Origin of the sequence: Enterobacter cloacae subsp. cloacae ATCC 13047 (assembly GCF_000025565.1) — a bacterium.
Classification (GTDB): Bacteria; Pseudomonadota; Gammaproteobacteria; order Enterobacterales; family Enterobacteriaceae; genus Enterobacter; species Enterobacter cloacae.
The window spans coordinates 4662526-4686783 of the sequence record NC_014121.1 but is presented as its reverse complement, the minus strand read 5'-3'; the positions used below and the strand labels follow the sequence as shown (position 1 = coordinate 4686783).

The following is a 24258-nucleotide window of genomic DNA, read 5'->3' as shown; positions in this document are numbered from 1 at the left end:
CAGGGGCTTTTTTTATTCTAACGTTGAAGGCAGCCAGCAACTGGCAATGAGACCGCCTTCTGCGGCATTCTCCAGCGTCAGCTTTCCGTGGTGAAGCTGCACAATGCGTTGCACAATGCTCAGACCCAGGCCACTGCCACCGTAGCGCTGATCGAGACGACGGAACGGCTCGATAATCGACTGCCGGTGTGCTTCATCAATACCGGGACCCTGATCGATTACGCTGACCCGCGTACCGCCGTCCTGTGCGGTCAATGTCACTGTGATGGTGGTCCCTGCGGGGCTGTAGCGCCCGGCATTCTCCAGCAGGTTACGCAGCATGAGTCGCAGAAGCACCGCGTCCCCCTGCACCGTTAGCGGACTTTTGGCCGGCCATATCACCGTATGTTCTTTGGCTTCATGCTCAAGGCCAAGCGGGGTGATGATATTGTCTGTCCAGTTTACCGTCTCGTAGTGGCCGCTCGCCATTGCCTGCCCGGCCCGCGCCAGCATCAGCAGCTGTTCAATGGTATGCATGAGTTGATCGATACGGCTGATTAATGCTGAAGCCTGTGGCGAACCTGACTGTGCCATCAGTTCCAGATGCAACCTGATCCCGGCGAGTGGGGTTCGCAGTTCATGCGCAGCATCGGCGGTAAAGAGCCTTTCCTGTTGTATGGTGTGATCAAGCCTGGCGAGCAATTGGTTCAGAGAGGTTGTGACGGCGCCAATCTCTTCCATATCTGAATACATGGGCAGCGGAGTGAGGTTGTCCGCCGAACGATTCGCCAGACTGGCCCGCAATTGATTCAGCGGACGAGTTATCCAGGTGACTGCCCAGAAGGAGAAGAGCAGGGTAAAACCGACCATCACCAGGGAAGGGACCAGCAGCGAGGCAATCGCTTCGCGGATCTCTTTTTCGACATGGTTGTTACGTGCCTTTGCAGACAGCGTTTCATTGACCAGAAAGCCAATCTGTTCGCGGCTTTCATGCCACAGCCAAATCACGCTTATCAACTGGAAAAATAACAGGATCACCGCCAGCAAAACCATTAATCGCCGACGCATACTGTTCATTTCTGTCTCTCCAGACGATAACCCACGCCACGAACGGTTTTTATCCGGTCTTTGCCAAGTTTGCGTCGCAAATTGTGAATGTGGACTTCAAGGGTATTCGACCCCGGATCGTCCTGCCAGGAGTAGATATCCTGCTGGAGGGTTTCACGGTGTACCGTCTGCCCGCTACGCATGATCAGACGCGTAAGCAGGGCGAACTCTTTCGGTGTGACCTCAACAGGCAGAGACTGGCACAGCACCTGCTGAGTTTGCAGATTCAGGGTAATATCACCGTCGGTCAGTAAGTTATCACTGTGCCCCTGATAGCGGCGAATTAACGCCCGCACGCGCGCCTGTAGCTCTGCAAGGGCAAACGGCTTCACCAGATAATCATCCGCGCCGGAATCCAGGCCGTTGATACGATCTTCGATGGCATCGCGCGCCGTCAGGATCAACACCGGGTTGTCAACACCGCGACGCCGCCACTGGCTTAACAACGTGGCCCCGTCTTTATCCGGGAGGCCCAGATCGAGGATCACCAGACTGTATTCACCGCTCTGGATCAGGGCATCCGCCTCTGCCGCCGTGGCGGCGCAGTCGAGGGCATAGCCTTCATTGGACAGCGCCAGCGCCAGCCCTTCCTGTAATAACAGATCGTCTTCAACTATAAGTAGTTTCATCGCTAGTTATTCTGGTAGATGTCCTTATAAAGCCTGCTTTCGAAGCGCACCAGCGGGATACGGCGATTGCGCTGGTCGGCCGGTTCGACGGCATAGCCGGAAAGATACTGCACGAATGCCAGACGCTGCCCGCTGGCGGTGGTGATGAAGCCTGCAAGGTTGTAAACACCCTGCAGTGAACCTGTTTTGGCTGATACCTTACCGTCCACACCGGCGGCGTGAAGACCGGCCCGGTACTGAAGTGAACCGTCATGCCCGGCAAGTGGCAGCATCGAAATAAAGTTTAGCTCAGTGTCATGTTGTGCAATGTACTGAAGCACTTGCATCATGGTCGCCGGGGAGATCAAATTGTGACGTGATAACCCGGAACCATCGACAGCGATGGTGTTGCCCAAATCGATCCCCGCCTGCTGACGAAGGATCTGACGCACAGCGTCGGAACCCGCACGCCAGGTTCCCGGAACGCCAAAACGCGCGTGACCAATCATGCGGAACACGGTGTCGGCGATCATATTGTCAGACTTCTTCAGCATGATCCTTAGCAAATCGTGCAACGGTGCAGACTGTTTGCTGGCGATAACCGTGCCGGGTTGATTAACCTGCGTCTGGCGGAGCAGGGTACCGGTATAGGTGATCCCAGCCTGTTTCAGTTCGTCCTTGAGAATTGCGCCCGCGTAGCTTGCGCCATCCTGGATGGCGAAGGCCAGCGGGAGGGGATCGGCGCGTTGCGTCAGGCAACCGGTAAGCGTGAAGCGGTTAAGGTCGCCGGGCACCACATCCAGTTCGCAATATTGCGCATCCGGGGAGCCTTTTGCCAGCGTTCGGACCTGGCTAAACATGGTGACCGGGTAGTAAGACGCCACGCGAATAAACGCTAAATCGTCCGGTTTCGGCGCGCTGTAAAGCGAAATCGAGAAGCAGTTACGATCAACAATCGCTGCCGATGGCGGTGCGCTAAAGCACTGCGTCATGTCGTTCCACGGCCAGCCCGGCGCTTTATCGTGGCTGGCAAAGATGGAGGTGTCGATCAACACGTTGCCATTGATCTTCTGCACGCCAGATTTTTTCAGCACCGCTACCATGTTGCGGATATCCTGACGTTTGAAGGTGGGGTCACCGCCAAAACGGGCAATAAGATCGCCTTTCAGCTCACCGTCTTTAACCTCTCCTTTGGTCTCAAGAGTCGTGGTAAAACGGAAGTCAGGACCAAGCTGAAGCAGGGCAGCGAGCGCAGTGATCACCTTCTGAGTACTGGCAGGCAGCGCCATTTGTTGACTGTGGTAGTCAATCTCAGGTGCCTGCGCGCCGACCTTCTGCACCATCAGAGCAAGGTTGGCCCCGGCAGGGAGCTGATTAATATATTCATCAACATTCGCGGCCTGAACGCTGAACGTTATACTGGTAGTCAATCCGATGATAAATCTGGAAAATCGCATAATCTCGCGCTAACAACCCGAAAACAAACCGTCATACTACGGTGCATGGCACTGCAAAGTAAACGATGACCCATAGTGAACTTCGCGGTAAAATACGTATCAAATTGAAAATTGCTGCTGACCTGGGGCGTTGCTCCCGGGTCGGTTTTCTTTTTGCTTCTGGCCCGCTCATGAGGGCCGGGGCAGGGAACACTGCTCCCAACAGGAATGTTTAAGAGGTATAACAAATGCAAGCTATTCCGATGACCTTACGTGGTGCCGAAAAACTGCGCGAAGAGCTGGATTTCCTGAAATCTGTTCGTCGCCCTGAAATCATCGCCGCTATCGCGGAAGCGCGTGAGCATGGCGACCTGAAAGAGAACGCTGAATACCACGCGGCCCGTGAGCAGCAGGGTTTCTGTGAAGGGCGTATTAAAGATATCGAAGCTAAGCTGTCCAATGCGCAGGTTATCGATATCACCAAAATGCCAAACAATGGGCGTGTGATCTTTGGTTCAACCGTTAGCGTGCTGAACCTGGACACTGACGAAGAGCAGACTTACCGCATCGTGGGTGACGATGAAGCAGACTTCAAACAGAACCTGATTTCAGTGAACTCACCGATTGCTCGCGGCCTGATTGGCAAAGAGCAGGACGATGTCGTGACCATCCGTACCCCGGGTGGCGAAGTGGAATACGAAATTATTAAGGTTGAGTACCTGTAATTCGCCTCTCCACGAAGATGTTGATACATTGTAAAGAAAGGAAAAAGGCCGCATAGCGGCCTTTTATCAACTCAAGGAGCATGGCATTTTGCTCACCTGCTGACAGAAATCCCTCGTTTTACACAGAAAATGTGTTTAATTCAGGATATCCTTAGCGTGGCAGCGAGATTTTACGCTCTTTAGTTGGGCGATAGAGCACCAGCGTTTTACCGATGACCTGCACGTTACAGGCACCGGTTTCGCGCACGATGGCTTCCACGATCAAGTTCTTCGTGTCTCTGTCTTCAGAGGCAATTTTCACCTTGATCAGCTCGTGGTGTTCCAGCGCTTGTTCAATCTCGGCAAGCACCCCTTCGGTCAAACCATTGTTGCCAAGCATGACTACAGGCTTGAGCGGATGTGCCAGACCTTTAAGGTGCTGTTTTTGTTTAGTACTCAGATTCATCGTATATTTTTGCTTACGTTGGGATTGAAAACGGTTCATTCTACCGCCATCTCCCTTATATCGCCAAATAGCTGCGTAGAAATTTACGTCACAGGCAAGCAACGATGAACCAGGACGGAAATGTTAAATGACAGGTAAAAAGCGTTCTGCCAGCTCCAGCCGCTGGCTTCAGGAACACTTTAGCGATAAATATGTTCAACAGGCACAGAAAAAGGGGTTGCGTTCCCGTGCCTGGTTTAAACTTGATGAAATACAGCAAAGTGACAAACTTTTTAAGCCGGGGATGACGGTGGTTGACCTCGGTGCGGCACCTGGCGGATGGTCGCAGTATGCGGTAACGCAGATTGGCGGCACGGGCCGCATCATCGCATGCGATCTTTTACCAATGGATCCCATCGTTGGTGTCGACTTCCTTCAGGGCGACTTTCGTGATGAATTAGTGCTGAAAGCGTTACTTGATCGTGTTGGTGACAGTAAGGTCCAGGTTGTCATGTCGGATATGGCACCAAATATGTGTGGAACACCGGCGGTGGATATCCCCCGCGCCATGTATCTGGTGGAGCTAGCGTTAGAAATGTGTCGTGATGTACTAGCGCCTGGTGGTAGTTTTGTTGTGAAGGTGTTTCAGGGCGAAGGTTTCGAGGAGTATCTTAAGGAAATTCGCTCCCTGTTTGCGAAGGTTAAAGTTCGTAAGCCGGACTCTTCCCGGGCCCGTTCCCGTGAAGTGTATATTGTAGCGACCGGGCGAAAATGATAACCGGTAGATTTCAGACGAAAGTTTGAATGACACTGGATATAGAGTATCCTGACGCTGTTTTTAACACAGTTGTAATATGAGGTTAATCCCTTGAGTGACATGGCGAAAAACCTAATACTCTGGCTGGTCATTGCCGTTGTGCTGATGTCAGTATTCCAGAGCTTTGGGCCCAGCGAGTCGAATGGCCGCAAGGTGGATTATTCTACCTTCCTGCAGGAGGTCAATCAGGACCAGGTTCGCGAAGCGCGTATCAACGGACGTGAGATCAACGTTACCAAGAAAGATAGTAACCGTTACACGACTTACATCCCGGTGAACGATCCTAAGCTGCTTGATAACCTTCTGACTAAAAACGTCAAGGTGGTAGGTGAGCCGCCAGAAGAACCGAGCCTGCTGGCTTCTATCTTCATCTCCTGGTTCCCGATGCTGCTTCTTATCGGCGTCTGGATCTTCTTTATGCGCCAGATGCAGGGCGGCGGTGGCAAAGGTGCCATGTCGTTCGGTAAGAGCAAGGCGCGTATGTTGACGGAAGATCAGATCAAAACCACGTTTGCAGACGTCGCCGGTTGTGACGAAGCAAAAGAAGAGGTAGGTGAACTGGTTGAATACCTGCGCGAGCCGAGCCGTTTCCAGAAGCTGGGCGGTAAGATCCCGAAAGGCGTCCTGATGGTCGGCCCTCCGGGTACCGGTAAGACCCTGCTGGCGAAAGCCATCGCGGGTGAAGCGAAGGTACCGTTCTTTACTATTTCAGGTTCTGACTTCGTAGAAATGTTCGTGGGTGTCGGTGCATCTCGTGTGCGTGACATGTTCGAGCAGGCTAAAAAGGCAGCACCGTGCATTATCTTCATCGATGAAATCGACGCCGTGGGCCGCCAGCGTGGCGCTGGTCTGGGCGGTGGTCACGATGAACGTGAGCAGACCCTGAACCAGATGCTGGTTGAGATGGACGGCTTCGAAGGTAACGAGGGTATTATCGTTATCGCGGCAACTAACCGTCCGGACGTTCTTGACCCTGCGCTGCTGCGTCCAGGCCGTTTCGACCGTCAGGTTGTGGTCGGTCTGCCGGATGTTCGTGGTCGTGAACAGATTCTGAAAGTGCACATGCGTCGCGTACCGCTGGCGCCAGATATCGACGCGGCAATCATTGCGCGCGGTACTCCGGGCTTCTCCGGTGCGGACCTGGCTAACCTGGTCAACGAAGCTGCACTGTTTGCCGCTCGCGGTAACAAACGTGTAGTGTCGATGGTGGAATTCGAAAAAGCGAAAGACAAAATCATGATGGGTGCGGAACGTCGCTCCATGGTGATGACGGAAGCGCAAAAAGAGTCCACAGCATACCACGAAGCGGGCCACGCGATTATCGGTCGCCTGGTGCCGGAACACGATCCGGTGCATAAAGTGACGATCATTCCGCGCGGTCGTGCGCTGGGTGTGACCTTCTTCCTGCCTGAAGGCGACGCGATCAGCGCCAGCCGTCAGAAGCTGGAAAGCCAGATTTCAACCCTGTACGGCGGTCGTCTGGCGGAAGAGATTATCTACGGTCCGGAACATGTTTCTACTGGTGCGTCCAACGATATTAAAGTGGCGACAAACCTGGCGCGTAACATGGTGACTCAGTGGGGCTTCTCCGACAAACTCGGTCCACTGCTCTATGCAGAGGAAGAGGGCGAAGTATTCCTGGGCCGTTCTGTGGCGAAAGCGAAACATATGTCTGATGAAACGGCTCGTATCATCGACCAGGAAGTGAAAGCGCTGATTGAACGTAACTACGGTCGCGCACGTCAGATCCTGAACGACAATATGGACATCCTGCATTCGATGAAAGATGCGCTCATGAAATATGAGACCATCGATGCTCCGCAAATTGACGACCTGATGGCTCGCCGCGAAGTGCGTCCGCCAGCAGGCTGGGAAGACCCAGGCGCTTCCAACAATTCTGACAACAATGGCACCCCGCGTGCGCCGCGTCCGGTTGATGAACCGCGTACGCCGAACCCGGGTAACACCATGTCAGAACAGTTGGGCGACAAGTAAGTCACTGCTGTTGGCGAGTATGTCTGTACCTCAAACCCTGGAGCTTGCTCCGGGGTTTTTCTTTTCTGTTTAACCACATTAATACCAGGGATTTAGCCATGAAACTTATCGCCCAGGACTCGCATCTCGATCTCTCACATCCGCATGTGATGGGGATCCTGAATGTTACCCCTGACTCCTTCTCAGATGGCGGAACGCATAACACGCTTATTGAGGCGGTTAAGCACGCCAATCTGATGATCAACGCGGGGGCTACCATCATTGACGTTGGCGGTGAGTCGACGCGTCCGGGGGCGGCAGAGGTTTCAGTGGAGGAAGAACTGGCGCGTGTGGTCCCGGTGGTTGAAGCCATCGCACAACGTTTTGAGGTGTGGATATCCGTGGACACGTCTAAGCCAGAGGTGATTCGTGAAGTGGCGCGAGTGGGTGCTCACATCATCAATGATATCCGCTCTCTGACCGAGCCGGGGGCGATTGAAGCGGCCGCGGAAACCGGGCTGCCGGTTTGTCTGATGCATATGCAGGGAAAACCGAAAACGATGCAGGATGCGCCTAAGTATGAGGATGTCTTTGCAGATGTGAATCGCTTCTTTATTGAGCATATTGCAGGCTGTGAGCGTGCAGGTATCGCAAAAGAGAAATTGCTGCTCGACCCGGGGTTCGGTTTCGGTAAAAATCTCTCCCACAATTATGCGTTGCTTGCGCGCCTGTCAGAGTTTCATCATTTCGGCCTGCCGTTGCTGGTTGGCATGTCGAGAAAGTCGATGATTGGGCAGTTGCTGAATGTCGGGCCGAGTGAACGCCTGAGCGGCAGTCTGGCCTGCGCGGTGATTGCAGCAATGCAAGGCGCGCATATTATCCGTGTCCATGATGTTAAAGAAACAGTAGAAGCCATGCGTGTGGTGGAAGCCACACTGGCAGCGAAGGAAAAGAAACGCTATGAGTAATCGTAAATATTTTGGTACCGATGGTATCCGTGGGCGCGTAGGCGATGCTCCAATCACCCCTGATTTTGTGCTTAAGCTTGGCTGGGCTGCTGGCAAGGTTCTGGCACGTCATGGCTCGCGTAAGATCATCATTGGTAAAGATACCCGTATTTCCGGCTATATGCTGGAGTCTGCGCTGGAAGCCGGTCTCGCCGCTGCCGGGCTTTCAGCATCCTTTACTGGCCCAATGCCAACACCTGCTGTCGCCTATCTGACGCGTACCTTCCGCGCGGAAGCCGGCATCGTGATTTCAGCCTCACATAACCCGTTCTATGATAACGGTATCAAGTTCTTCTCCATCGATGGCACCAAGCTGCCGGATGATGTGGAAGAGGCGATCGAAGCCGAAATGGAAAAAGAGATCACCTGTGTTGATTCCGCTGAGCTGGGCAAAGCAAACCGTATTGTTGATGCGGCTGGCCGTTACATTGAATTCTGCAAAGGGACCTTCCCGAACGAGCTAAGCCTGGCTCACCTCAAAATTGTGGTGGACTGTGCAAACGGCGCGACGTATCACATTGCGCCGAATGTTTTCCGCGAGCTGGGGGCGAAGGTGATCACCATTGGCTGTGAGCCTGATGGTCTGAACATTAACGAACAGGTTGGTGCGACGGATGTTCGTGCCCTGCAGGCACGCGTGCTGGCAGAAAAAGCGGACCTGGGTATTGCCCTGGACGGCGACGGCGACCGTGTGATCATGGTTGACCACGAAGGGAACAAGGTCGATGGCGACCAGATCCTCTACATTATTGCGCGTGAAGGTCTGCGTCAGGGACAGCTGCGCGGCGGTGCGGTTGGCACGCTGATGAGCAACATGGGTCTGGAGCTGGCATTGAAACAGCTGGGGATCCCGTTTGTTCGCGCGAAGGTGGGTGACCGCTACGTGCTGGAAAAACTGCAGGAGAAAGGCTGGCGTATTGGCGCTGAAAACTCCGGCCATGTGATCCTGCTCGATAAAACCACCACCGGTGACGGCATTGTGGCAGCGCTTCAGGTTGTTGCCGCGATGGCACGCAACCATATGAGCCTGCACGATCTGTGCAGCGGCATGAAAATGTTCCCGCAGATCCTTGTGAACGTGCGCTTCACCGCAGGCAAAGGCGATCCGCTGGAAAATGATAACGTCAAAGCGGTGATGGCAGACGTTGAAGCTGCGCTTGGCAACCGTGGGCGTGTCCTGCTGCGTAAGTCAGGTACTGAACCGCTGATCCGCGTGATGGTGGAAGGCGAAGACGAAGCGCAGGTGACTGAATTTGCGCACCGTATTGCAGATGCTGTAAAAGCTGCATAACTTTTCACAGTAAGTGTTTAAAAAGGCGGCGCTTGCCGCCTTAGTTTTAAGCATTTAATGGCTTTTTGCTGTTTTTTTCTGCAGTTGATACAATGCGTCAAAATTGCCCTTGCGAAGGTCATTCGCTTTGGTTAGTATTCACACCCGCTTCAGTGGGAAACAAAAATCCTGCTAATTGGTCGAAGCATTGGTATGCGGCAAATCCGCAAGGAACAGGTTGATTATGTACGAAGCTCTTTTAGTTATTTTCCTTATTGTAGCCATCGCTCTCGTAGCGCTGATTATGCTGCAGCAAGGTAAAGGCGCTGATATGGGAGCCTCCTTCGGAGCAGGCGCTTCCGGTACGCTGTTCGGTTCAAGTGGTTCTGCGAACTTCATGACCCGTACTACAGCGATTCTGGCTACGCTGTTCTTCATCATCAGCCTGGTGCTTGGCAATATCAACAGCAACAAGACCAGCAAAGGAAGCGAGTGGGAAAACCTGAGCGCGCCAGCGAAAACTGAGCAGACTCAGCCAGCTGCACCGGCTAAGCCAACCAGCGATATCCCGCAGTAAGTATTCCGTACCGAGGTGGTGGAATTGGTAGACACGCTACCTTGAGGTGGTAGTGCCCTAACGGGCTTGTGGGTTCGAGTCCCATCCTCGGTACCAATATTCCAGAAAAAAGACGTCGAAAGACGTCTTTTTTTGTTTGTATTTTTTATCGATCGTAGGCCCGGTAAGCGCAGCGCCACCGGGCAAAATGGCGGGTGGCGCTGCGCTTACCCGCCCTACAAAAGGCCACAAAAAAGGCGTCCATCGGACGCCTTTTACACTTCACATCAGCGATTACTTCTTATCGCTGTGCTCCAAGTTTTCAACCTGCGGCAGGCCGTTGCCGGAACTGGCTGACAGCAGGCCATTCTCAACGTAGTTGAACAGCTTCTCACGTGTATCGGTGATATCCAGATTACGCATGGTCAACTGACCGATACGGTCATCAGGCGAGAATACGGATTCACCTTTTTCCATGGTCAGACGTTCTGCTTTGTAGGTCAGGTTGTCAGACACAGTGTTCAGAATGGAGTAATCATTCCCGCGACGCAGTTCAAGAGTGACTTCGCCAGTGATAGCGCTTGCCACCCAACGCTGCAGGGCATCACGCAGCATCAGTGCCTGTGGATCGAACCAGCGGCCCTGATACAGCAGTTTACCCAACTGACGGCCATGGGAGTGATACTGCTCGATGGTATCTTCGTTGTGAATGCCGGTCAGCAGACGCTCATAGGCAATGTGCAGCAGCGCCATCCCCGGGGCTTCATAGATGCCACGGCTTTTCGCTTCGATGATACGGTTTTCGATCTGATCGCTCATACCCAGGCCGTGACGACCGCCGATGCGGTTCGCTTCCAGCATCAGTTCCACATCATCAGAGAAGGTCTTGCCGTTCAGGGCTACCGGGTGGCCACGCTCGAAACGCACGGTTACTTCTTCTGCCGGGATTGTGACGCTTTCATCCCAGAATTTCACGCCCATGATTGGGTTAACGATTTTCACGCTGGAGTTCAGGAACTCCAGATCTTTTGCTTCGTGCGTTGCGCCCAGCATGTTGGAGTCAGTGGAGTAGGCTTTTTCGACGGACATTTTATAGTCGAAGCCGCAGGCGATCATAAATTCAGACATTTCATGACGGCCGCCCAGCTCATCGATAAAATCGGTGTCCAGCCACGGTTTGTAAATCTGCAGCTCGGCGTTGGTCAGCAGGCCATAACGATAGAAACGTTCAATGTCGTTGCCTTTATAGGTACTGCCGTCACCCCAGATGTTCACGCCATCTTCTTTCATGGCGGCAACCAGCATGGTGCCGGTCACGGCACGGCCCAGTGGGGTGGTGTTGAAATAGGTCAGACCGCCAGTGGTATTATGGAACGCGCCACACTGGATAGCGGCAATACCTTCGGCGACCAGCTGCTTACGACAATCAATCAGACGTGCGTTCTCTGCGCCATACTCTTTAGCACGACGAGGAATGGCATCATAGTCGTCCTCATCCGGCTGACCCAGGTTCGCAGTATATGCATACGGAACCGCTCCCTTTTGGCGCATCCACAGCAGTGCAGCGCTGGTATCCAGGCCGCCTGAAAAAGCGATGCCAATACGTTGTCCTACCGGAAGATGCTTGAGAATCGTCGTCATAAAATAAAACCCTGCGTGATTGACTGATTAGAGACCGCTTTCGCTCTCGATGCATGTTTATGCAAAATAAGTGAGTATTCATTTAATCATCTTTTGTCGATGACCGGAAGAGACTCGTGCGTTTTTTGTAAAAATTTCCCTCCGTATGCCCTGGCGGAAACTGAGTTGACAGATGGGGCTCACTATCAATATACTAAACGCCGGTTTTACGTCCCGTCTTCGGTACCAAATCCCAGCATTATTTGCAAATTCTGTCCAAAACGCGTAGAATTTGCCACGTTTCAGGCGCGGGGTGGAGCAGCCTGGTAGCTCGTCGGGCTCATAACCCGAAGGTCGTCGGTTCAAATCCGGCCCCCGCAACCACTTTCCCATAAAGTCATTTTTCAAATATACTGTGAAGACTCAGAGCCTTCGTAGCTGGATTTGAAAAAATTCTTTCGGAGAGTGCTCCAGGCCACAGTTGTGGCTATAGGGTTCAGTTATCTAAAGCCCCGATTTATCGGGGTTTTTTGTTATCTGACTACAGAATAACTGGGCTTTACGCCCTTTTTTTATGTCTTGGGGGTGGGCTTGTCCACATTAGAGCAAAAATTAACAGAGATGATTACTGCACCGGTCGAAGCACTGGGCTACGAACTGGTCGGCATCGAATTCGTTCGCGGCCGCACATCGACGCTGCGCATCTATATTGATAGTGAAGATGGCATCAATGTTGATGATTGTGCTGATGTTAGCCACCAGGTGAGTGCGGTTCTTGATGTTGAAGACCCAATTACCGTTGCGTACAACCTGGAAGTTTCCTCACCTGGCCTCGATCGCCCGATGTTCACGGCCGAGCACTATGTGCGCTTTACCGGTGAAGAAGTGGCTCTCGTTCTGCGTATGGCCGTACAGAACCGCCGTAAATGGCAGGGAATTATCAAAGCCGTTGATGGTGAAATGATCACGGTAACAGTCGAAGGCAAAGATGAAGTGTTCGCGCTGAGTAATATCCAGAAGGCGAACCTGGTTCCCCACTTTTAACAGTCTGGATTGAGGTGAAAAGCCCGCGATGAACAAAGAAATTTTGGCTGTTGTTGAAGCCGTCTCCAACGAGAAATCACTGCCGCGTGAAAAGATTTTCGAAGCGCTGGAAAGTGCACTGGCTACAGCAACCAAGAAAAAATACGAACAAGAGATCGATGTTCGCGTAGAAATCGATCGTAAAAGCGGTGACTTCGATACATTCCGTCGTTGGGTAATCGTTGAAGAAGTGACCCAGCCAACTAAAGAGATCACCCTGGAAGCAGCGCGTTTTGAAGACGAAAGCCTGAACGTTGGTGACTATGTTGAAGATCAGATTGAATCTGTGACCTTCGACCGTATCACCACCCAGACCGCAAAACAGGTTATCGTGCAGAAAGTTCGCGAAGCCGAGCGTGCGCTGGTTGTCGATCAGTTCCGCGATCAGGAAGGCGAAATCATCACTGGCGTGGTGAAGAAAGTGAACCGCGACAACATCTCTCTGGAGATCAAATCCGAAGGGATGCCGGGCAACGCTGAAGCTGTGATTCTCCGTGAAGACATGCTGCCGCGTGAAAACTTCCGCCCTGGCGACCGTATCCGTGGTGTGCTGTATGCCGTTCGCCCTGAAGCGCGTGGTGCACAGCTGTTCGTGACCCGTTCTAAACCAGAAATGCTGGTTGAACTGTTCCGTATCGAAGTGCCGGAAATCGGCGAAGAAGTTATCGAAATTAAAGCGGCGGCTCGCGATCCGGGCTCCCGTGCGAAAATTGCGGTGAAAACAAACGACAAGCGTATCGACCCGGTCGGTGCTTGCGTCGGTATGCGTGGTGCGCGTGTTCAGGCGGTCTCTACCGAGCTGGGCGGCGAACGTATCGATATCGTTCTGTGGGATGACAACCCGGCGCAGTTCGTGATCAACGCAATGGCTCCGGCGGATGTGGCGTCTATCGTTGTTGACGAAGACAAACACACCATGGATATCGCTGTTGAAGCGGGTAACCTGGCGCAGGCAATCGGCCGTAACGGTCAGAACGTACGCTTGGCGTCACAGCTGAGCGGCTGGGAACTCAACGTGATGACCGTTGATGACCTGCAGGCCAAGCATCAGGCTGAAGCCCATGCGGCGATCGATACCTTCACGAAATACCTGGACATTGACGAAGAGTTCGCCACGGTTCTGGTAGAAGAAGGTTTCTCTACGCTGGAAGAACTGGCCTATGTGCCAATGAAAGAGCTGCTGGAAATTGACGGTCTGGATGAACCAACCGTTGAAGCCCTGCGTGAACGCGCTAAAAACGCACTGACCACCCTGGCACTGGCTCAGGAAGAAAGCCTTGGCGATAAAAAGCCGGCTGATGACCTGCTGAATCTGGAAGGTCTTGATCGTGCGATTGCGTTCAAGCTGGCTGCCCGTGGTGTTTGTACGCTGGAAGATCTCGCTGAGCAAGGCGTTGATGACCTGGCTGATATCGAAGGTTTAACCGACGAGAAAGCCGGCGAACTCATCATGGCCGCACGTAATATTTGCTGGTTCGGCGACGAAGCGTAATAAACTGTAGCAGGAAGGAACAGCATGACTGATGTAACTGTAAAATCGCTGGCTGCTGAGATTCAGACCTCCGTGGACCGCCTGGTACAGCAATTTGCTGATGCAGGGATCCCGAAGACCGCTGATGACTCAGTGACGGCAAACGAAAAACAAACCTTGTTAGCGCACCTCAACCGTGAACACGGCTCTGCGCCTGACAAGCTGACGCTGCAGCGCAAAACGCGCAGCACGTTGAATATTCCAGGTACCGGTGGCAAAAGTAAATCGGTACAAATTGAAGTCCGCAAGACGCGCACCTTTGTAAAACGTGATCCGCAAGAGGCAGAGCGCCTTGCCGCGGAAGAGCAGGCACAGCGTGAAGCGGAAGAACAAGCTCAGCGTGAGGCAGAAGCAACTGCCAAACGTGAGGCAGAATTAAAAGCTGAACGTGAGGCCGCAGAAAAAGCGAAACGCGACGCAAGTGAAAAAGTGAAGCGTGAAGCTGCGGAAAAAGACAAAGTGAGCAATCAACAGACAGACGAAATGACCAAAACCGCCCAGGCTGAAAAAGCCCGTCGTGAAAATGAAGCTGCCGAACTGAAGCGTAAAGCCGAAGAAGAAGCACGCCGCAAGCTTGAAGAAGAAGCGCGTCGTGTGGCTGAAGAAGCGCGCCGTATGGCAGAAGAAAACGAGAAGAACGGTATTGATACCGCTGAGCAGTCTGAAGATACCAGCGACTATCACGTGACCACTTCTCAGCACGCGCGTCAGGCTGAAGATGATAACGACCGTGAAGTAGAAGGCGGCCGTGGCCGTGGTCGCAATGCGAAAGCAGCGCGTCCGGCGAAAAAAGGCAACAAACACGCCGAGTCTAAAGCTGACCGTGAAGAAGCGCGTGCAGCCGTGCGTGGCGGTAAAGGCGGCAAACAGCGTAAAGGTTCTTCCCTGCAGCAGGGCTTCCAGAAGCCAGCTCAGGCCGTTAACCGTGACGTTGTGATCGGCGAAACCATCACCGTTGGCGATCTGGCGAACAAAATGGCGGTTAAAGGCTCTCAGGTCATCAAAGCGATGATGAAACTGGGCGCAATGGCGACCATCAACCAGGTGATCGACCAGGAAACCGCACAGCTGGTTGCCGAAGAGATGGGCCACAAAGTTATCCTGCGTCGTGAAAACGAGCTGGAAGAAGCAGTAATGAGCGACCGTGATACCGGTGCTGCGGCAGAACCGCGTGCGCCAGTTGTGACCATCATGGGTCACGTTGACCACGGTAAAACCTCTCTGCTCGACTACATTCGTTCTACGAAAGTGGCTTCCGGTGAAGCGGGTGGTATTACCCAGCACATCGGTGCATATCACGTAGAAACCGACAACGGTATGATCACCTTCCTGGATACCCCAGGCCACGCCGCGTTTACCTCAATGCGTGCTCGTGGTGCTCAGGCGACAGATATCGTTGTTCTGGTTGTTGCTGCAGACGATGGCGTGATGCCACAGACCATCGAAGCTATCCAGCACGCGAAAGCGGCGGGTGTGCCGGTTGTGGTTGCAGTGAACAAGATCGATAAGCCAGAAGCGGATCCAGATCGTGTTAAAAACGAACTGTCCCAGTACGGCATCCTGCCAGAAGAGTGGGGCGGTGAAAGCCAGTTTGTACACGTGTCTGCGAAAGCAGGTACTGGTATCGACGAGCTGCTGGACGCGATCCTGCTGCAGGCTGAAGTTCTGGAGCTGAAAGCGATCCGTAACGGTATGGCGAGCGGCGCGGTTATCGAATCCTTCCTGGATAAAGGCCGTGGCCCGGTGGCTACCGTTCTGGTTCGCGAAGGTACACTGCATAAAGGCGATATCGTCCTGTGTGGTTTCGAATACGGTCGTGTTCGTGCGATGCGTAACGAACTGGGTCAGGAAGTGCTGGAAGCAGGTCCGTCCATTCCAGTGGAAATCCTCGGTCTGTCCGGTGTGCCGGCTGCCGGTGACGAAGTGACCGTTGTGCGTGACGAGAAGAAAGCGCGTGAAGTTGCACTGTACCGTCAGGGCAAATTCCGTGAAGTTAAACTGGCTCGTCAGCAGAAATCTAAACTCGAGAACATGTTCGCGAACATGGCTGAAGGCGAAGTTCACGAAGTGAACGTCGTACTGAAAGCTGACGTTCAGGGTTCTGTGGAAGCGATTTCCGACTCCTTGCTGAAACTGTCTACTGACGAAGTTAAAGTGAAGATCATCGGTTCTGGCGTAGGTGGTATCACCGAAACCGACGCAACCCTGGCGGCTGCCTCTAACGCCATTCTGGTTGGCTTCAACGTGCGTGCTGATGCGTCTGCTCGCCGCGTGATCGAAGCAGAAAGCCTGGATCTGCGTTACTACTCCGTCATCTATAACCTGATCGACGAAGTGAAAGCAGCGATGAGCGGTATGCTGTCTCCAGAGCTGAAACAGCAGATCATCGGTCTGGCTGAAGTGCGCGATGTGTTCAAATCGCCGAAATTCGGTGCGATCGCGGGCTGTATGGTTACCGAAGGTACCATCAAGCGTCACAACCCAATCCGCGTACTGCGTGACAACGTGGTTATCTACGAAGGCGAGCTGGAATCCCTGCGCCGCTTCAAAGATGACGTTAACGAAGTCCGTAACGGCATGGAATGTGGTATCGGCGTGAAGAACTACAACGACGTTCGCGTTGGCGATATGATCGAAGTGTTCGAAATCATCGAGATCCAACGCAGCATCGACTAATCCTGTTGGGATAGGTCCATATGTCGGCCGGGATCGCCTCGTGCCACCCGGCAATAATTTTAAAAAGGGGCTTTAGCCCCTTTTTTGTCTGGAGAATTTATTATGGCGAAAGAATTTGGTCGCCCGCAGCGCGTAGCGCAGGAAATGCAGAAAGAGATCGCGCTCATTCTGCAACGCGAAATTAAAGATCCGCGTGTGGGCATGATGACCACCGTGTCCGGCGTGGAAATGTCCCGTGACCTCGCGTATGCCAAAGTGTTCGTGACGTTCCTGAACGATCAGGACGAAGCAGCAGTGAAAAATGGCATTAAAGCGTTGCAGGAAGCCTCTGGTTTCATCCGCTCTCTGCTCGGCAAAGCGATGCGCCTGCGTATCGTGCCTGAGCTGACCTTCTTCTACGACAACTCCCTGGTCGAAGGTATGCGTATGTCCAACCTGGTGACCAGCGTGGTGAAACATGACGACGAACGTCGTGTTAACCCGGCGGACGACAGCAAGGAGGACTGATGAGTCGTCCTCGTCGTCGTGGCCGCGACGTGCATGGTGTGCTGCTGCTTGATAAACCCCAGGGCGCATCCAGCAACGACGTGCTGCAAAAAGTGAAGCGTATTTATAATGCCAACCGTGCGGGCCATACAGGCGCGCTGGACCCCCTGGCGACGGGCATGCTGCCCATCTGCCTGGGGGAGGCAACAAAGTTTTCTCAGTACCTGCTGGATTCCGATAAGCGTTATCGCGTTATCGCCAGGCTGGGCCAGCGCACGGACACCTCCGATGCCGATGGTCAGGTGGTGGAAGAGCGTCCTGTGACGTTTAGCGCAGAGCAACTGGATGCGGCGCTGGAGAGCTTCCGTGGCGATACGCTGCAGGTGCCGTCGATGTATTCTGCACTGAAATATCAGGGTAAAAAGCTCTACGAATATGCGCGCCAGGGTATTGAAGTGCCGCGTGAAGCCCGCCCGATCACCGTGTATGAACTGCTCTTTATTCGCCACGAGGGTGACGAACTGGAGCTGGAAGTGCACTGTTCGAAAGGTACCTATATTCGCACCATTATCGACGACCTGGGCGAGAAGCTGGGTTGCGGTGCGCATGTTATCTACCTGCGTCGCCTGGCCGTCAGTAAATATCCGGTTGAGCGGATGGTGACCCTTGAGCATCTGCACGCTCTGGTTGAACAGGCGCAAGCGCAGGGTGTTGCCGCGGCAGATTTGCTTGACCCGCTGCTGATGCCGATGGATAGCCCGGCGGCCGACTTCCCGGTTGTTAATCTTCCTTTAACATCGTCCGTTTACTTTAAGAACGGAAACCCGGTTCGGACCACGAATGCACCGCTGGAAGGCCTGGTACGCGTGACCGAAGGGGATGACGGTAAGTTTATCGGCATGGGTGAAATGGACGGTGAAGGACGCGTTGCGCCCCGCCGTCTGGTGGTGGAATACCCGGTCGAAGGCTGACGGCGATATCAGCTCACCTTGCGGTAAACCGGTGAGGCGAGTAGAATATCGCGGCTTAACGTCCGGCAAATTGTTTAACAATTTTGCGGGGCGTATACGGGGATCGCTGAATTAGAGATCGGCATCCTTACATTCTTTATACTTTGGAGTTTGAAAATGTCTCTAAGCGTTGAAGCTAAAGCTAAAATCGTTTCTGAGTTTGGTCGTGGTACTAACGACAGCGGTTCTACCGAAGTTCAGGTTGCACTGCTGACTGCACAGATTAACCACCTGCAGGGTCACTTTGCAGAGCACAAAAAAGATCACCACAGCCGTCGTGGTCTGCTGCGTATGGTTTCTCAGCGTCGTAAACTGCTCGACTACCTGAAACGTAAAGATGTTGCACGTTACTCCGCGCTGATCGAGCGTCTGGGTCTGCGTCGCTAAGTCTTGCGAGTTTCAGAAAAGGGGGCCTGATGGCCCCTTTTTTCAACCGGACCGCAGCAATTCACTGGAAACTATTGTATTGTTGCTATAAATGATCTTCCTTGCAGAGGTTCGCGCGGCTAATGAGAGGCTTCACCCATGGGGGTGTTGGTTGTCATTAGTCGCGAGGATGCGAAGAAGGTCGGGTTAAATCGTCAGCACACCGGTGGTGTGCTGTCAAACATTTAAGAAAGGACAGAATTTTGCTGAATCCGATCGTTCGTAAATTCCAGTATGGTCAGCATACCGTCACGCTGGAAACCGGCATGATGGCACGTCAGGCTACTGCTGCCGTTATGGTAAGCATGGATGACACCGCGGTATTCGTGACCGTTGTTGGCCAGAAAAAAGCTAAACCAGGTCAGGACTTCTTCCCACTGACCGTTAACTACCAGGAGCGTACTTACGCTGCCGGTAAAATCCCGGGTGGCTTCTTCCGTCGTGAAGGCCGCCCAAGCGAAGGCGAAACCCTGATCGCGCGTCTGATTGACCGCCCGGTTCGTCCGCTGTTCCCGGAAGGCTTTGTAAACGAAGTGCAGGTTATCGCGACCGTGGTTTCCGTTAACCCACAGGTTAACCCGGATATCGTTGCGATGATCGGTGCCTCCGCTGCGCTGTCTCTGTCCGGTATTCCATTCAATGGTCCTATCGGTGCCGCGCGCGTTGGTTACATCAACGACCAGTACGTGCTGAACCCGACTCAGGAAGAGCTGAAAGAAAGTAAGCTGGACCTGGTTGTTGCCGGTACGGAAGCCGCCGTTCTGATGGTTGAGTCTGAAGCAGAGCTGCTGAGCGAAGACCAGATGCTGGGCGCTGTGGTCTTCGGCCACGACCAACAGCAGGTTGTTATCCAGAACATCAACGAGCTGGTGAAAGAAGCCGGTAAACCGCGTTGGGACTGGCAGCCTGAAGCCGCTAACGACGCGCTGAACGCACGCGTTGCTGCACTGGCTGAAGCGCGTCTGAGCGATGCGTACCGTATCACCGACAAGCAGGAGCGTTATGCTCAGGTTGACGTGATCAAAGACGAAACCATCGCCACGCTGGTTGCTGAAGACGAAACGCTGGACGCTAACGAGCTGAGCGAAATTCTGCACGCAATCGAGAAAAACGTTGTTCGTAGCCGCGTACTGGCTGGCGAGCCGCGTATCGATGGCCGTGAAAAAGACATGATCCGTGGTCTGGACGTACGTACTGGCGTACTGCCACGTACTCACGGTTCTGCGCTGTTCACCCGTGGCGAAACGCAGGCGCTGGTTACCGCGACCCTGGGTACTGCACGTGACGCACAGATCATCGACGAACTGATGGGCGAGCGCACTGACAGCTTCCTGTTCCACTATAACTTCCCTCCGTACTCCGTAGGGGAAACCGGTATGGTGGGTTCGCCTAAGCGTCGTGAAATTGGTCACGGTCGTCTGGCGAAGCGCGGCGTGCTGGCAGTGATGCCAGACGCAGACAAATTCCCGTACACCGTTCGTGTGGTTTCTGAAATCACCGAATCCAACGGTTCTTCTTCCATGGCTTCCGTGTGTGGTGCCTCTCTGGCGCTGATGGATGCAGGCGTGCCAATCAAAGCCGCCGTTGCGGGTATCGCAATGGGTCTGGTGAAAGAGGGCGACAACTTTGTTGTTCTGTCTGACATTCTGGGCGACGAAGACCACCTGGGCGATATGGACTTCAAAGTGGCGGGTTCCCGCGACGGTATCTCTGCACTGCAGATGGATATCAAAATTGAAGGTATCACCAAAGAGATCATGCAGGTTGCTCTGAACCAGGCTAAAGGTGCGCGTCTGCACATCCTGGGCGTGATGGAACAGGCTATCAACGCGCCACGCGGTGATATCTCCGAGTTCGCTCCGCGTATTCACACCATCAAGATCAATCCAGACAAGATCAAAGATGTTATCGGTAAGGGCGGTTCCGTGATCCGTGCGCTGACCGAAGAGACCGGCACCACCATTGAAATCGAAGATGACGGTACGGTGAAGATCGCAGCGACCGACGGCGAAAAAGCGAAATTCGCGATTCGTCGCATCGAAGAAATCACTGCAGAAATCGAAGTGGGACGTATCTACAATGGTAAAGTGACCCGTATCGTTGACTTTGGCGCGTTCGTTGCCATCGGTGGCGGTAAAGAAGGTCTGGTACACATCTCTCAAATCGCTGACAAGCGCGTTGAGAAAGTGACCGATTACCTGCAGATGGGTCAGGAAGTACCGGTTAAAGTTCTGGAAGTTGACCGCCAGGGCCGTATCCGTCTGAGCATTAAAGAAGCAACCGAGCAGTCTCAGCCAGCTGCTGCGCCAGAAGCACCGGCAGCAGAACAGCAAGGCGAGTAAGGTTGCCATTTGCCCTCCGCATCGCGGAGGGCCATTATCAGGCAGGACGCCTTGTTAAGCCGCCGGGGGACAGGACGTTCATCCAATAGTTGTCTTCGGGAGTGGGAAATGAAGCCTTTTTTGCGCTGGTGTTTCGTTGCGACAGCTTTAACGCTGGCAGGATGCAGCAACTCTGCCTGGCGTAAGAGCGAAGTCCTCGCAGTGCCATTGCAACCGACTTTGCAGCAGGAAGTGATTCTGGCACGCATGGAACAAATTCTTGCCAGTCGGGCTTTAACCGATGACGAACGCGCACAGCTTTTATATGAGCGCGGAGTGTTGTATGATAGTCTCGGTCTGAGGGCATTAGCGCGAAATGATTTCTCACAAGCGCTGGCTATCCGACCTGATATGCCTGAAGTATTCAATTACTTAGGCATTTATTTAACGCAGGCAGGCAATTTTGATGCTGCCTATGAAGCGTTTGATTCTGTACTTGAGCTTGATCCAACTTACAACTACGCGCACTTGAATCGCGGTATCGCATTGTATTACGGCGGTCGTGATAAGTTAGCGCAAGATGATCTGCTGGCGTTTTATCAAGACGATCCTAATGATCCTTTCCGTAGCCTGTGGCTTTACATCGTTGAGCAGAAGCTCGATGAGAAGCAGGCAAAAGAGGCACTGAAACAGCGCTTCGACAAATCGGACAAGGAACAGTGGGGATGGAACATTGTCGAGTTCTACCTGGGCAACATTAGCGAAGCAACGCTGATGGAACGCCTCAAGGCGGACGCAACGGATAACACCTCGCTCGCTGAGCATCTCAGTGAAACCAACTTCTATTTAGGTAAGTACTACCTAAGTCTGGGGGATAAGGACAGCGCTACGGCACTGTTCAAATTAGCGGTTGCTAACAACGTACACAACTTCGTTGAGCACCGTTATGCATTGTTGGAATTATCGCTCTTGGGCCAGGAGCAAGATGACCTGGCAGAATCGGACCAGCAATAGCTGACGACATAAACATCAGCCCGTAATCTTTTTGATTGCCATCACCTTCACTGGTGAGGGCGTTGTTGTTCGTCAATACACCTAATTTGAGCCGGTTCACACTTTTCAATGAAAATTGCAGATCATTTTCACGATGAGCTAAGTAGACTGGCCGCCATTGACATTGAGGCACTCGTACTACATGGCTGAATTCGAAACCACTTTTGCAGATCTGGGCCTGAAGGCTCCTATCCTTGAAGCTCTTAACGATCTCGGTTACGAAAAACCATCTCCGATCCAGGCAGAATGTATCCCACATCTGCTCTCTGGTCGTGACGTGCTGGGCATGGCCCAGACTGGTAGCGGCAAAACCGCAGCATTCTCGCTGCCGCTTCTGAACAACATTGATCCGGACCTGCGTGCACCGCAGATCCTCGTCCTGGCTCCAACCCGTGAACTGGCGGTTCAGGTTGCGGAAGCGATGACGGAATTCTCTAAACACATGCGCGGCGTAAACGTGGTAGCCCTGTACGGCGGCCAGCGTTATGACGTGCAGTTACGCGCCCTGCGCCAGGGCCCACAGATTGTTGTCGGTACGCCGGGCCGTCTGCTGGATCACCTGAAGCGCGGTACACTGGATCTCTCTAAACTGAGCGGTCTGGTACTGGATGAAGCCGACGAAATGCTGCGTATGGGCTTCATCGAAGACGTAGAAACCATCATGGCGCAGATCCCGGAAGGTCATCAGACCGCTCTGTTCTCTGCCACCATGCCAGAAGCAATCCGTCGCATTACCCGCCGCTTCATGAAAGAGCCGCAGGAAGTGCGCATTCAGTCCAGCGTTACCACTCGCCCGGACATCAGCCAGAGCTACTGGTCTGTGTACGGCATGCGCAAAAACGAAGCGCTGGTGCGTTTCCTGGAAGCGGAAGATTTTGATGCGGCGATTATCTTCGTTCGTACCAAAAACGCGACCCTGGAAGTGGCTGAAGCCCTGGAGCGTAACGGCTACAACAGCGCAGCGCTGAATGGCGACATGAACCAGGCTCTGCGTGAGCAGACGCTGGAGCGTCTGAAAGACGGTCGTCTGGATATCCTGATTGCAACCGACGTGGCAGCACGTGGTCTGGACGTTGAGCGTATCAGCCTGGTTGTAAACTACGACATCCCAATGGACTCTGAGTCTTACGTTCACCGTATCGGCCGTACCGGTCGTGCAGGTCGTGCGGGTCGTGCCCTGCTGTTCGTTGAGAACCGCGAGCGTCGTCTGCTGCGTAACATTGAACGCACCATGAAGCTGACCATTCCGGAAGCGGAGCTGCCAAACGCAGAACTGCTGGGCAAACGCCGTCTGGAAAAATTCGCCGCGAAAGTCCAGCAGCAGCTGGAAAGCAGCGATCTGGATCAGTACCGTGCGCTGCTGGCGCAGATTCAGCCAACCGCTGAAGGCGAAGAGCTGGATATCGAAACGCTGGCTGCAGCACTGCTGAAGATGGCACAGGGCGAACGTACCCTGATCGTGCCACCAGATGCACCGATGCGTCCTCGTCGTGAGTTCCGCGATCGTGACGATCGCTTCGAACGCCGTGGTGACCGTAACGATCGTGGCCCACGTGGTGACCGTTCAGAGCGTGGTGGCGAAGACCGTCCACGTCGTGAGCGTCGTGACGCTGGCGAAATGGAACTGTACCGCATTGAAGTGGGCCGTGATGATGGTGTTGAAGTTCGTCATATCGTTGGCGCGATCGCGAACGAAGGCGACATCAGCAGCCGTTACATCGGTAACATCAAGCTGTTCGCATCTCACTCCACCATCGAGCTGCCAAAAGGCATGCCGGGCGAAGTACTGCAGCACTTTACTCGCACCCGCATCCTGAACAAGCCGATGAACATGCAGCTGCTGGGCGATGCACAGCCACGTCCTGACCGTGGCGGCGAACGTCGTGGCGGTGGTCGCGGTTTCGGTGGCGAGCGTCGTGAAGGCGGTCGCAGCGAAGGTCGCGGTGGTGAAGGTCGTCGTTTCTCCGGTGAACGCCGTGATAGCCGTGGCCCACGTCGTGAAGAAGGCACCAGCCGTCGTCGTTTTGGTGACGCGTAAGCCTTTCGTTTCTGACGTAAAGTAATATATACAGCCCCGATAAAGACTATCGGGGCTTTTTTTATTCCCTTTGTACTCTTGTACTGGTACAGTGCAGCACATTAAAATGCA

Annotated in this window: 21 protein-coding genes and 2 tRNA genes; 18 read left to right on the top strand and 5 right to left on the bottom strand. The window is 53.6% G+C overall.

The window, feature by feature from the left end; genetic code table 11:
- Nucleotides 1-12: 12 nt before the first annotated feature.
- The 3 genes from pmrB to dacB are packed head-to-tail and all read right to left on the bottom strand — an operon-like array spanning nt 13 to nt 3151.
- A complete protein-coding gene (pmrB, locus tag ECL_RS22765; protein ID WP_013098926.1) occupies nt 13-1056 on the bottom strand; it encodes a two-component system sensor histidine kinase PmrB in 1044 nt (347 codons plus the stop codon).
- Nucleotides 1053-1715 (bottom strand): two-component system response regulator PmrA, encoded by a 663-nt coding sequence (pmrA, locus tag ECL_RS22760; RefSeq protein ID WP_013098925.1) that lies wholly within the window; start codon nt 1713-1715, stop codon nt 1053-1055. Before pmrA ends, pmrB begins: the two co-directional genes overlap by 4 nt.
- A 2-nt stretch (nt 1716-1717) precedes the next feature.
- On the bottom strand, nt 1718-3151 hold the full coding sequence (gene dacB / locus ECL_RS22755; RefSeq protein WP_044157668.1) for a serine-type D-Ala-D-Ala carboxypeptidase: 1434 nt from the start codon (nt 3149-3151) through the stop codon (nt 1718-1720).
- A 227-nt stretch (nt 3152-3378) separates the two neighbouring features.
- Here dacB and greA point away from each other — a divergent pair, with 227 nt between their 5' ends.
- The gene (gene greA, locus ECL_RS22750; RefSeq protein ID WP_013098923.1) at nt 3379-3855 is read left to right on the top strand and encodes a transcription elongation factor GreA; all 477 of its coding nucleotides are present in this window, start codon (nt 3379-3381) and stop codon (nt 3853-3855) included.
- 151 nt (nt 3856-4006) lie between these two features.
- On the opposite strand, the gene yhbY is transcribed toward greA, so the two are convergent.
- Nucleotides 4007-4300 carry a ribosome assembly RNA-binding protein YhbY gene (yhbY, locus tag ECL_RS22745; RefSeq protein ID WP_014833438.1) on the bottom strand — a complete coding sequence of 98 codons (294 nt, stop codon included), beginning with the start codon at nt 4298-4300 and terminating at the stop codon, nt 4007-4009.
- Between the two features lie 127 nt (nt 4301-4427).
- On the opposite strand from yhbY, the gene rlmE reads away from it, so the two are divergent.
- The 6 genes from rlmE (at nt 4428) to ECL_RS22715 (ending at nt 10020) form a co-directional block, all read left to right on the top strand.
- On the top strand, nt 4428-5054 hold the full coding sequence (rlmE, locus tag ECL_RS22740; RefSeq protein ID WP_003861812.1) for a 23S rRNA (uridine(2552)-2'-O)-methyltransferase RlmE: 627 nt from the start codon (nt 4428-4430) through the stop codon (nt 5052-5054).
- Nucleotides 5055-5156: 102 nt separating this feature from the next.
- Nucleotides 5157-7091: an ATP-dependent zinc metalloprotease FtsH gene (gene ftsH / locus ECL_RS22735; RefSeq protein ID WP_013098921.1), complete on the top strand. Its 1935-nt coding sequence runs from the start codon at nt 5157-5159 to the stop codon at nt 7089-7091.
- Between the two features lie 98 nt (nt 7092-7189).
- On the top strand, nt 7190-8038 hold the full coding sequence (folP, locus tag ECL_RS22730) for a dihydropteroate synthase (RefSeq protein WP_013098920.1): 849 nt from the start codon (nt 7190-7192) through the stop codon (nt 8036-8038).
- Nucleotides 8031-9368 carry a phosphoglucosamine mutase gene (gene glmM, locus ECL_RS22725; RefSeq protein WP_013098919.1) on the top strand — a complete coding sequence of 446 codons (1338 nt, stop codon included), beginning with the start codon at nt 8031-8033 and terminating at the stop codon, nt 9366-9368. Before folP ends, glmM begins: the two co-directional genes overlap by 8 nt.
- 223 nt (nt 9369-9591) lie before the next feature.
- Nucleotides 9592-9924 (top strand): preprotein translocase subunit SecG, encoded by a 333-nt coding sequence (gene secG, locus ECL_RS22720; RefSeq protein ID WP_003861803.1) that lies wholly within the window; start codon nt 9592-9594, stop codon nt 9922-9924.
- 9 nt (nt 9925-9933) lie between these two features.
- A tRNA-Leu gene (locus ECL_RS22715) sits at nt 9934-10020 on the top strand.
- A 177-nt stretch (nt 10021-10197) separates the two neighbouring features.
- On the opposite strand, the gene argG is transcribed toward ECL_RS22715, so the two are convergent.
- A complete protein-coding gene (gene argG / locus ECL_RS22710) occupies nt 10198-11544 on the bottom strand; it encodes an argininosuccinate synthase (protein ID WP_013098918.1) in 1347 nt (448 codons plus the stop codon).
- Nucleotides 11545-11830: 286 nt separating this feature from the next.
- Here argG and ECL_RS22705 point away from each other — a divergent pair.
- The 11 genes from ECL_RS22705 (at nt 11831) to ECL_RS22655 (ending at nt 24147) form a co-directional block, all read left to right on the top strand.
- Nucleotides 11831-11907, top strand: a tRNA-Met gene (locus ECL_RS22705).
- A gap of 207 nt (nt 11908-12114) precedes the next feature.
- Nucleotides 12115-12567, top strand: a complete 453-nt coding sequence (rimP, locus tag ECL_RS22700) for a ribosome maturation factor RimP (RefSeq protein ID WP_014833432.1) — start codon at nt 12115-12117, stop codon at nt 12565-12567.
- Between the two features lie 28 nt (nt 12568-12595).
- Nucleotides 12596-14098, top strand: coding sequence for a transcription termination factor NusA (gene nusA / locus ECL_RS22695; protein WP_013098917.1), 1503 nt, complete (start codon nt 12596-12598; stop codon nt 14096-14098).
- 24 nt (nt 14099-14122) lie between these two features.
- Nucleotides 14123-16813: a translation initiation factor IF-2 gene (infB, locus tag ECL_RS22690; protein WP_013098916.1), complete on the top strand. Its 2691-nt coding sequence runs from the start codon at nt 14123-14125 to the stop codon at nt 16811-16813.
- Nucleotides 16814-16915: 102 nt separating this feature from the next.
- Nucleotides 16916-17320: a 30S ribosome-binding factor RbfA gene (gene rbfA / locus ECL_RS22685; protein ID WP_003024988.1), complete on the top strand. Its 405-nt coding sequence runs from the start codon at nt 16916-16918 to the stop codon at nt 17318-17320.
- A complete protein-coding gene (gene truB / locus ECL_RS22680) occupies nt 17320-18270 on the top strand; it encodes a tRNA pseudouridine(55) synthase TruB (RefSeq protein ID WP_013098915.1) in 951 nt (316 codons plus the stop codon). The genes rbfA and truB overlap by 1 nt, the downstream gene beginning before the upstream one ends.
- Nucleotides 18271-18426: 156 nt before the next feature.
- Entirely contained in the window at nt 18427-18696 is a 270-nt protein-coding gene (gene rpsO / locus ECL_RS22675) for a 30S ribosomal protein S15 (protein WP_013098914.1), read from the top strand.
- Between the two features lie 242 nt (nt 18697-18938).
- Nucleotides 18939-21077: a polyribonucleotide nucleotidyltransferase gene (gene pnp, locus ECL_RS22670; RefSeq protein WP_013098913.1), complete on the top strand. Its 2139-nt coding sequence runs from the start codon at nt 18939-18941 to the stop codon at nt 21075-21077.
- Nucleotides 21078-21185: 108 nt separating this feature from the next.
- On the top strand, nt 21186-22070 hold the full coding sequence (gene nlpI, locus ECL_RS22665) for a lipoprotein NlpI (protein WP_013098912.1): 885 nt from the start codon (nt 21186-21188) through the stop codon (nt 22068-22070).
- Nucleotides 22071-22178: 108 nt separating this feature from the next.
- A complete protein-coding gene (gene yrbN / locus ECL_RS22660) occupies nt 22179-22259 on the top strand; it encodes a protein YrbN (RefSeq protein ID WP_097533792.1) in 81 nt (26 codons plus the stop codon).
- On the top strand, nt 22252-24147 hold the full coding sequence (locus ECL_RS22655; RefSeq protein WP_013098911.1) for a DEAD/DEAH family ATP-dependent RNA helicase: 1896 nt from the start codon (nt 22252-22254) through the stop codon (nt 24145-24147). The genes yrbN and ECL_RS22655 overlap by 8 nt, the downstream gene beginning before the upstream one ends.
- Nucleotides 24148-24258: the final 111 nt, after the last annotated feature.

What these genes read in the sequence shown, in the direction of transcription:
- pmrB (WP_013098926.1), bottom strand. Translation starts at nt 1,056, where the DNA reads ATGAACAGTATGCGTCGGCGATTAATGGTTTTGCTGGCGGTGATCCTG.
- pmrA (WP_013098925.1), bottom strand. Translation starts at nt 1,715, where the DNA reads ATGAAACTACTTATAGTTGAAGACGATCTGTTATTACAGGAAGGGCTG.
- dacB (WP_044157668.1), bottom strand. Translation starts at nt 3,151, where the DNA reads ATGCGATTTTCCAGATTTATCATCGGATTGACTACCAGTATAACGTTC.
- greA (WP_013098923.1), top strand. Translation starts at nt 3,379, where the DNA reads ATGCAAGCTATTCCGATGACCTTACGTGGTGCCGAAAAACTGCGCGAA.
- yhbY (WP_014833438.1), bottom strand. Translation starts at nt 4,300, where the DNA reads ATGAATCTGAGTACTAAACAAAAACAGCACCTTAAAGGTCTGGCACAT.
- rlmE (WP_003861812.1), top strand. Translation starts at nt 4,428, where the DNA reads ATGACAGGTAAAAAGCGTTCTGCCAGCTCCAGCCGCTGGCTTCAGGAA.
- ftsH (WP_013098921.1), top strand. Translation starts at nt 5,157, where the DNA reads ATGGCGAAAAACCTAATACTCTGGCTGGTCATTGCCGTTGTGCTGATG.
- folP (WP_013098920.1), top strand. Translation starts at nt 7,190, where the DNA reads ATGAAACTTATCGCCCAGGACTCGCATCTCGATCTCTCACATCCGCAT.
- glmM (WP_013098919.1), top strand. Translation starts at nt 8,031, where the DNA reads ATGAGTAATCGTAAATATTTTGGTACCGATGGTATCCGTGGGCGCGTA.
- secG (WP_003861803.1), top strand. Translation starts at nt 9,592, where the DNA reads ATGTACGAAGCTCTTTTAGTTATTTTCCTTATTGTAGCCATCGCTCTC.
- argG (WP_013098918.1), bottom strand. Translation starts at nt 11,544, where the DNA reads ATGACGACGATTCTCAAGCATCTTCCGGTAGGACAACGTATTGGCATC.
- nusA (WP_013098917.1), top strand. Translation starts at nt 12,596, where the DNA reads ATGAACAAAGAAATTTTGGCTGTTGTTGAAGCCGTCTCCAACGAGAAA.
- infB (WP_013098916.1), top strand. Translation starts at nt 14,123, where the DNA reads ATGACTGATGTAACTGTAAAATCGCTGGCTGCTGAGATTCAGACCTCC.
- rbfA (WP_003024988.1), top strand. Translation starts at nt 16,916, where the DNA reads ATGGCGAAAGAATTTGGTCGCCCGCAGCGCGTAGCGCAGGAAATGCAG.
- truB (WP_013098915.1), top strand. Translation starts at nt 17,320, where the DNA reads ATGAGTCGTCCTCGTCGTCGTGGCCGCGACGTGCATGGTGTGCTGCTG.
- rpsO (WP_013098914.1), top strand. Translation starts at nt 18,427, where the DNA reads ATGTCTCTAAGCGTTGAAGCTAAAGCTAAAATCGTTTCTGAGTTTGGT.
- nlpI (WP_013098912.1), top strand. Translation starts at nt 21,186, where the DNA reads ATGAAGCCTTTTTTGCGCTGGTGTTTCGTTGCGACAGCTTTAACGCTG.
- yrbN (WP_097533792.1), top strand. Translation starts at nt 22,179, where the DNA reads ATGAAAATTGCAGATCATTTTCACGATGAGCTAAGTAGACTGGCCGCC.
- ECL_RS22655 (WP_013098911.1), top strand. Translation starts at nt 22,252, where the DNA reads ATGGCTGAATTCGAAACCACTTTTGCAGATCTGGGCCTGAAGGCTCCT.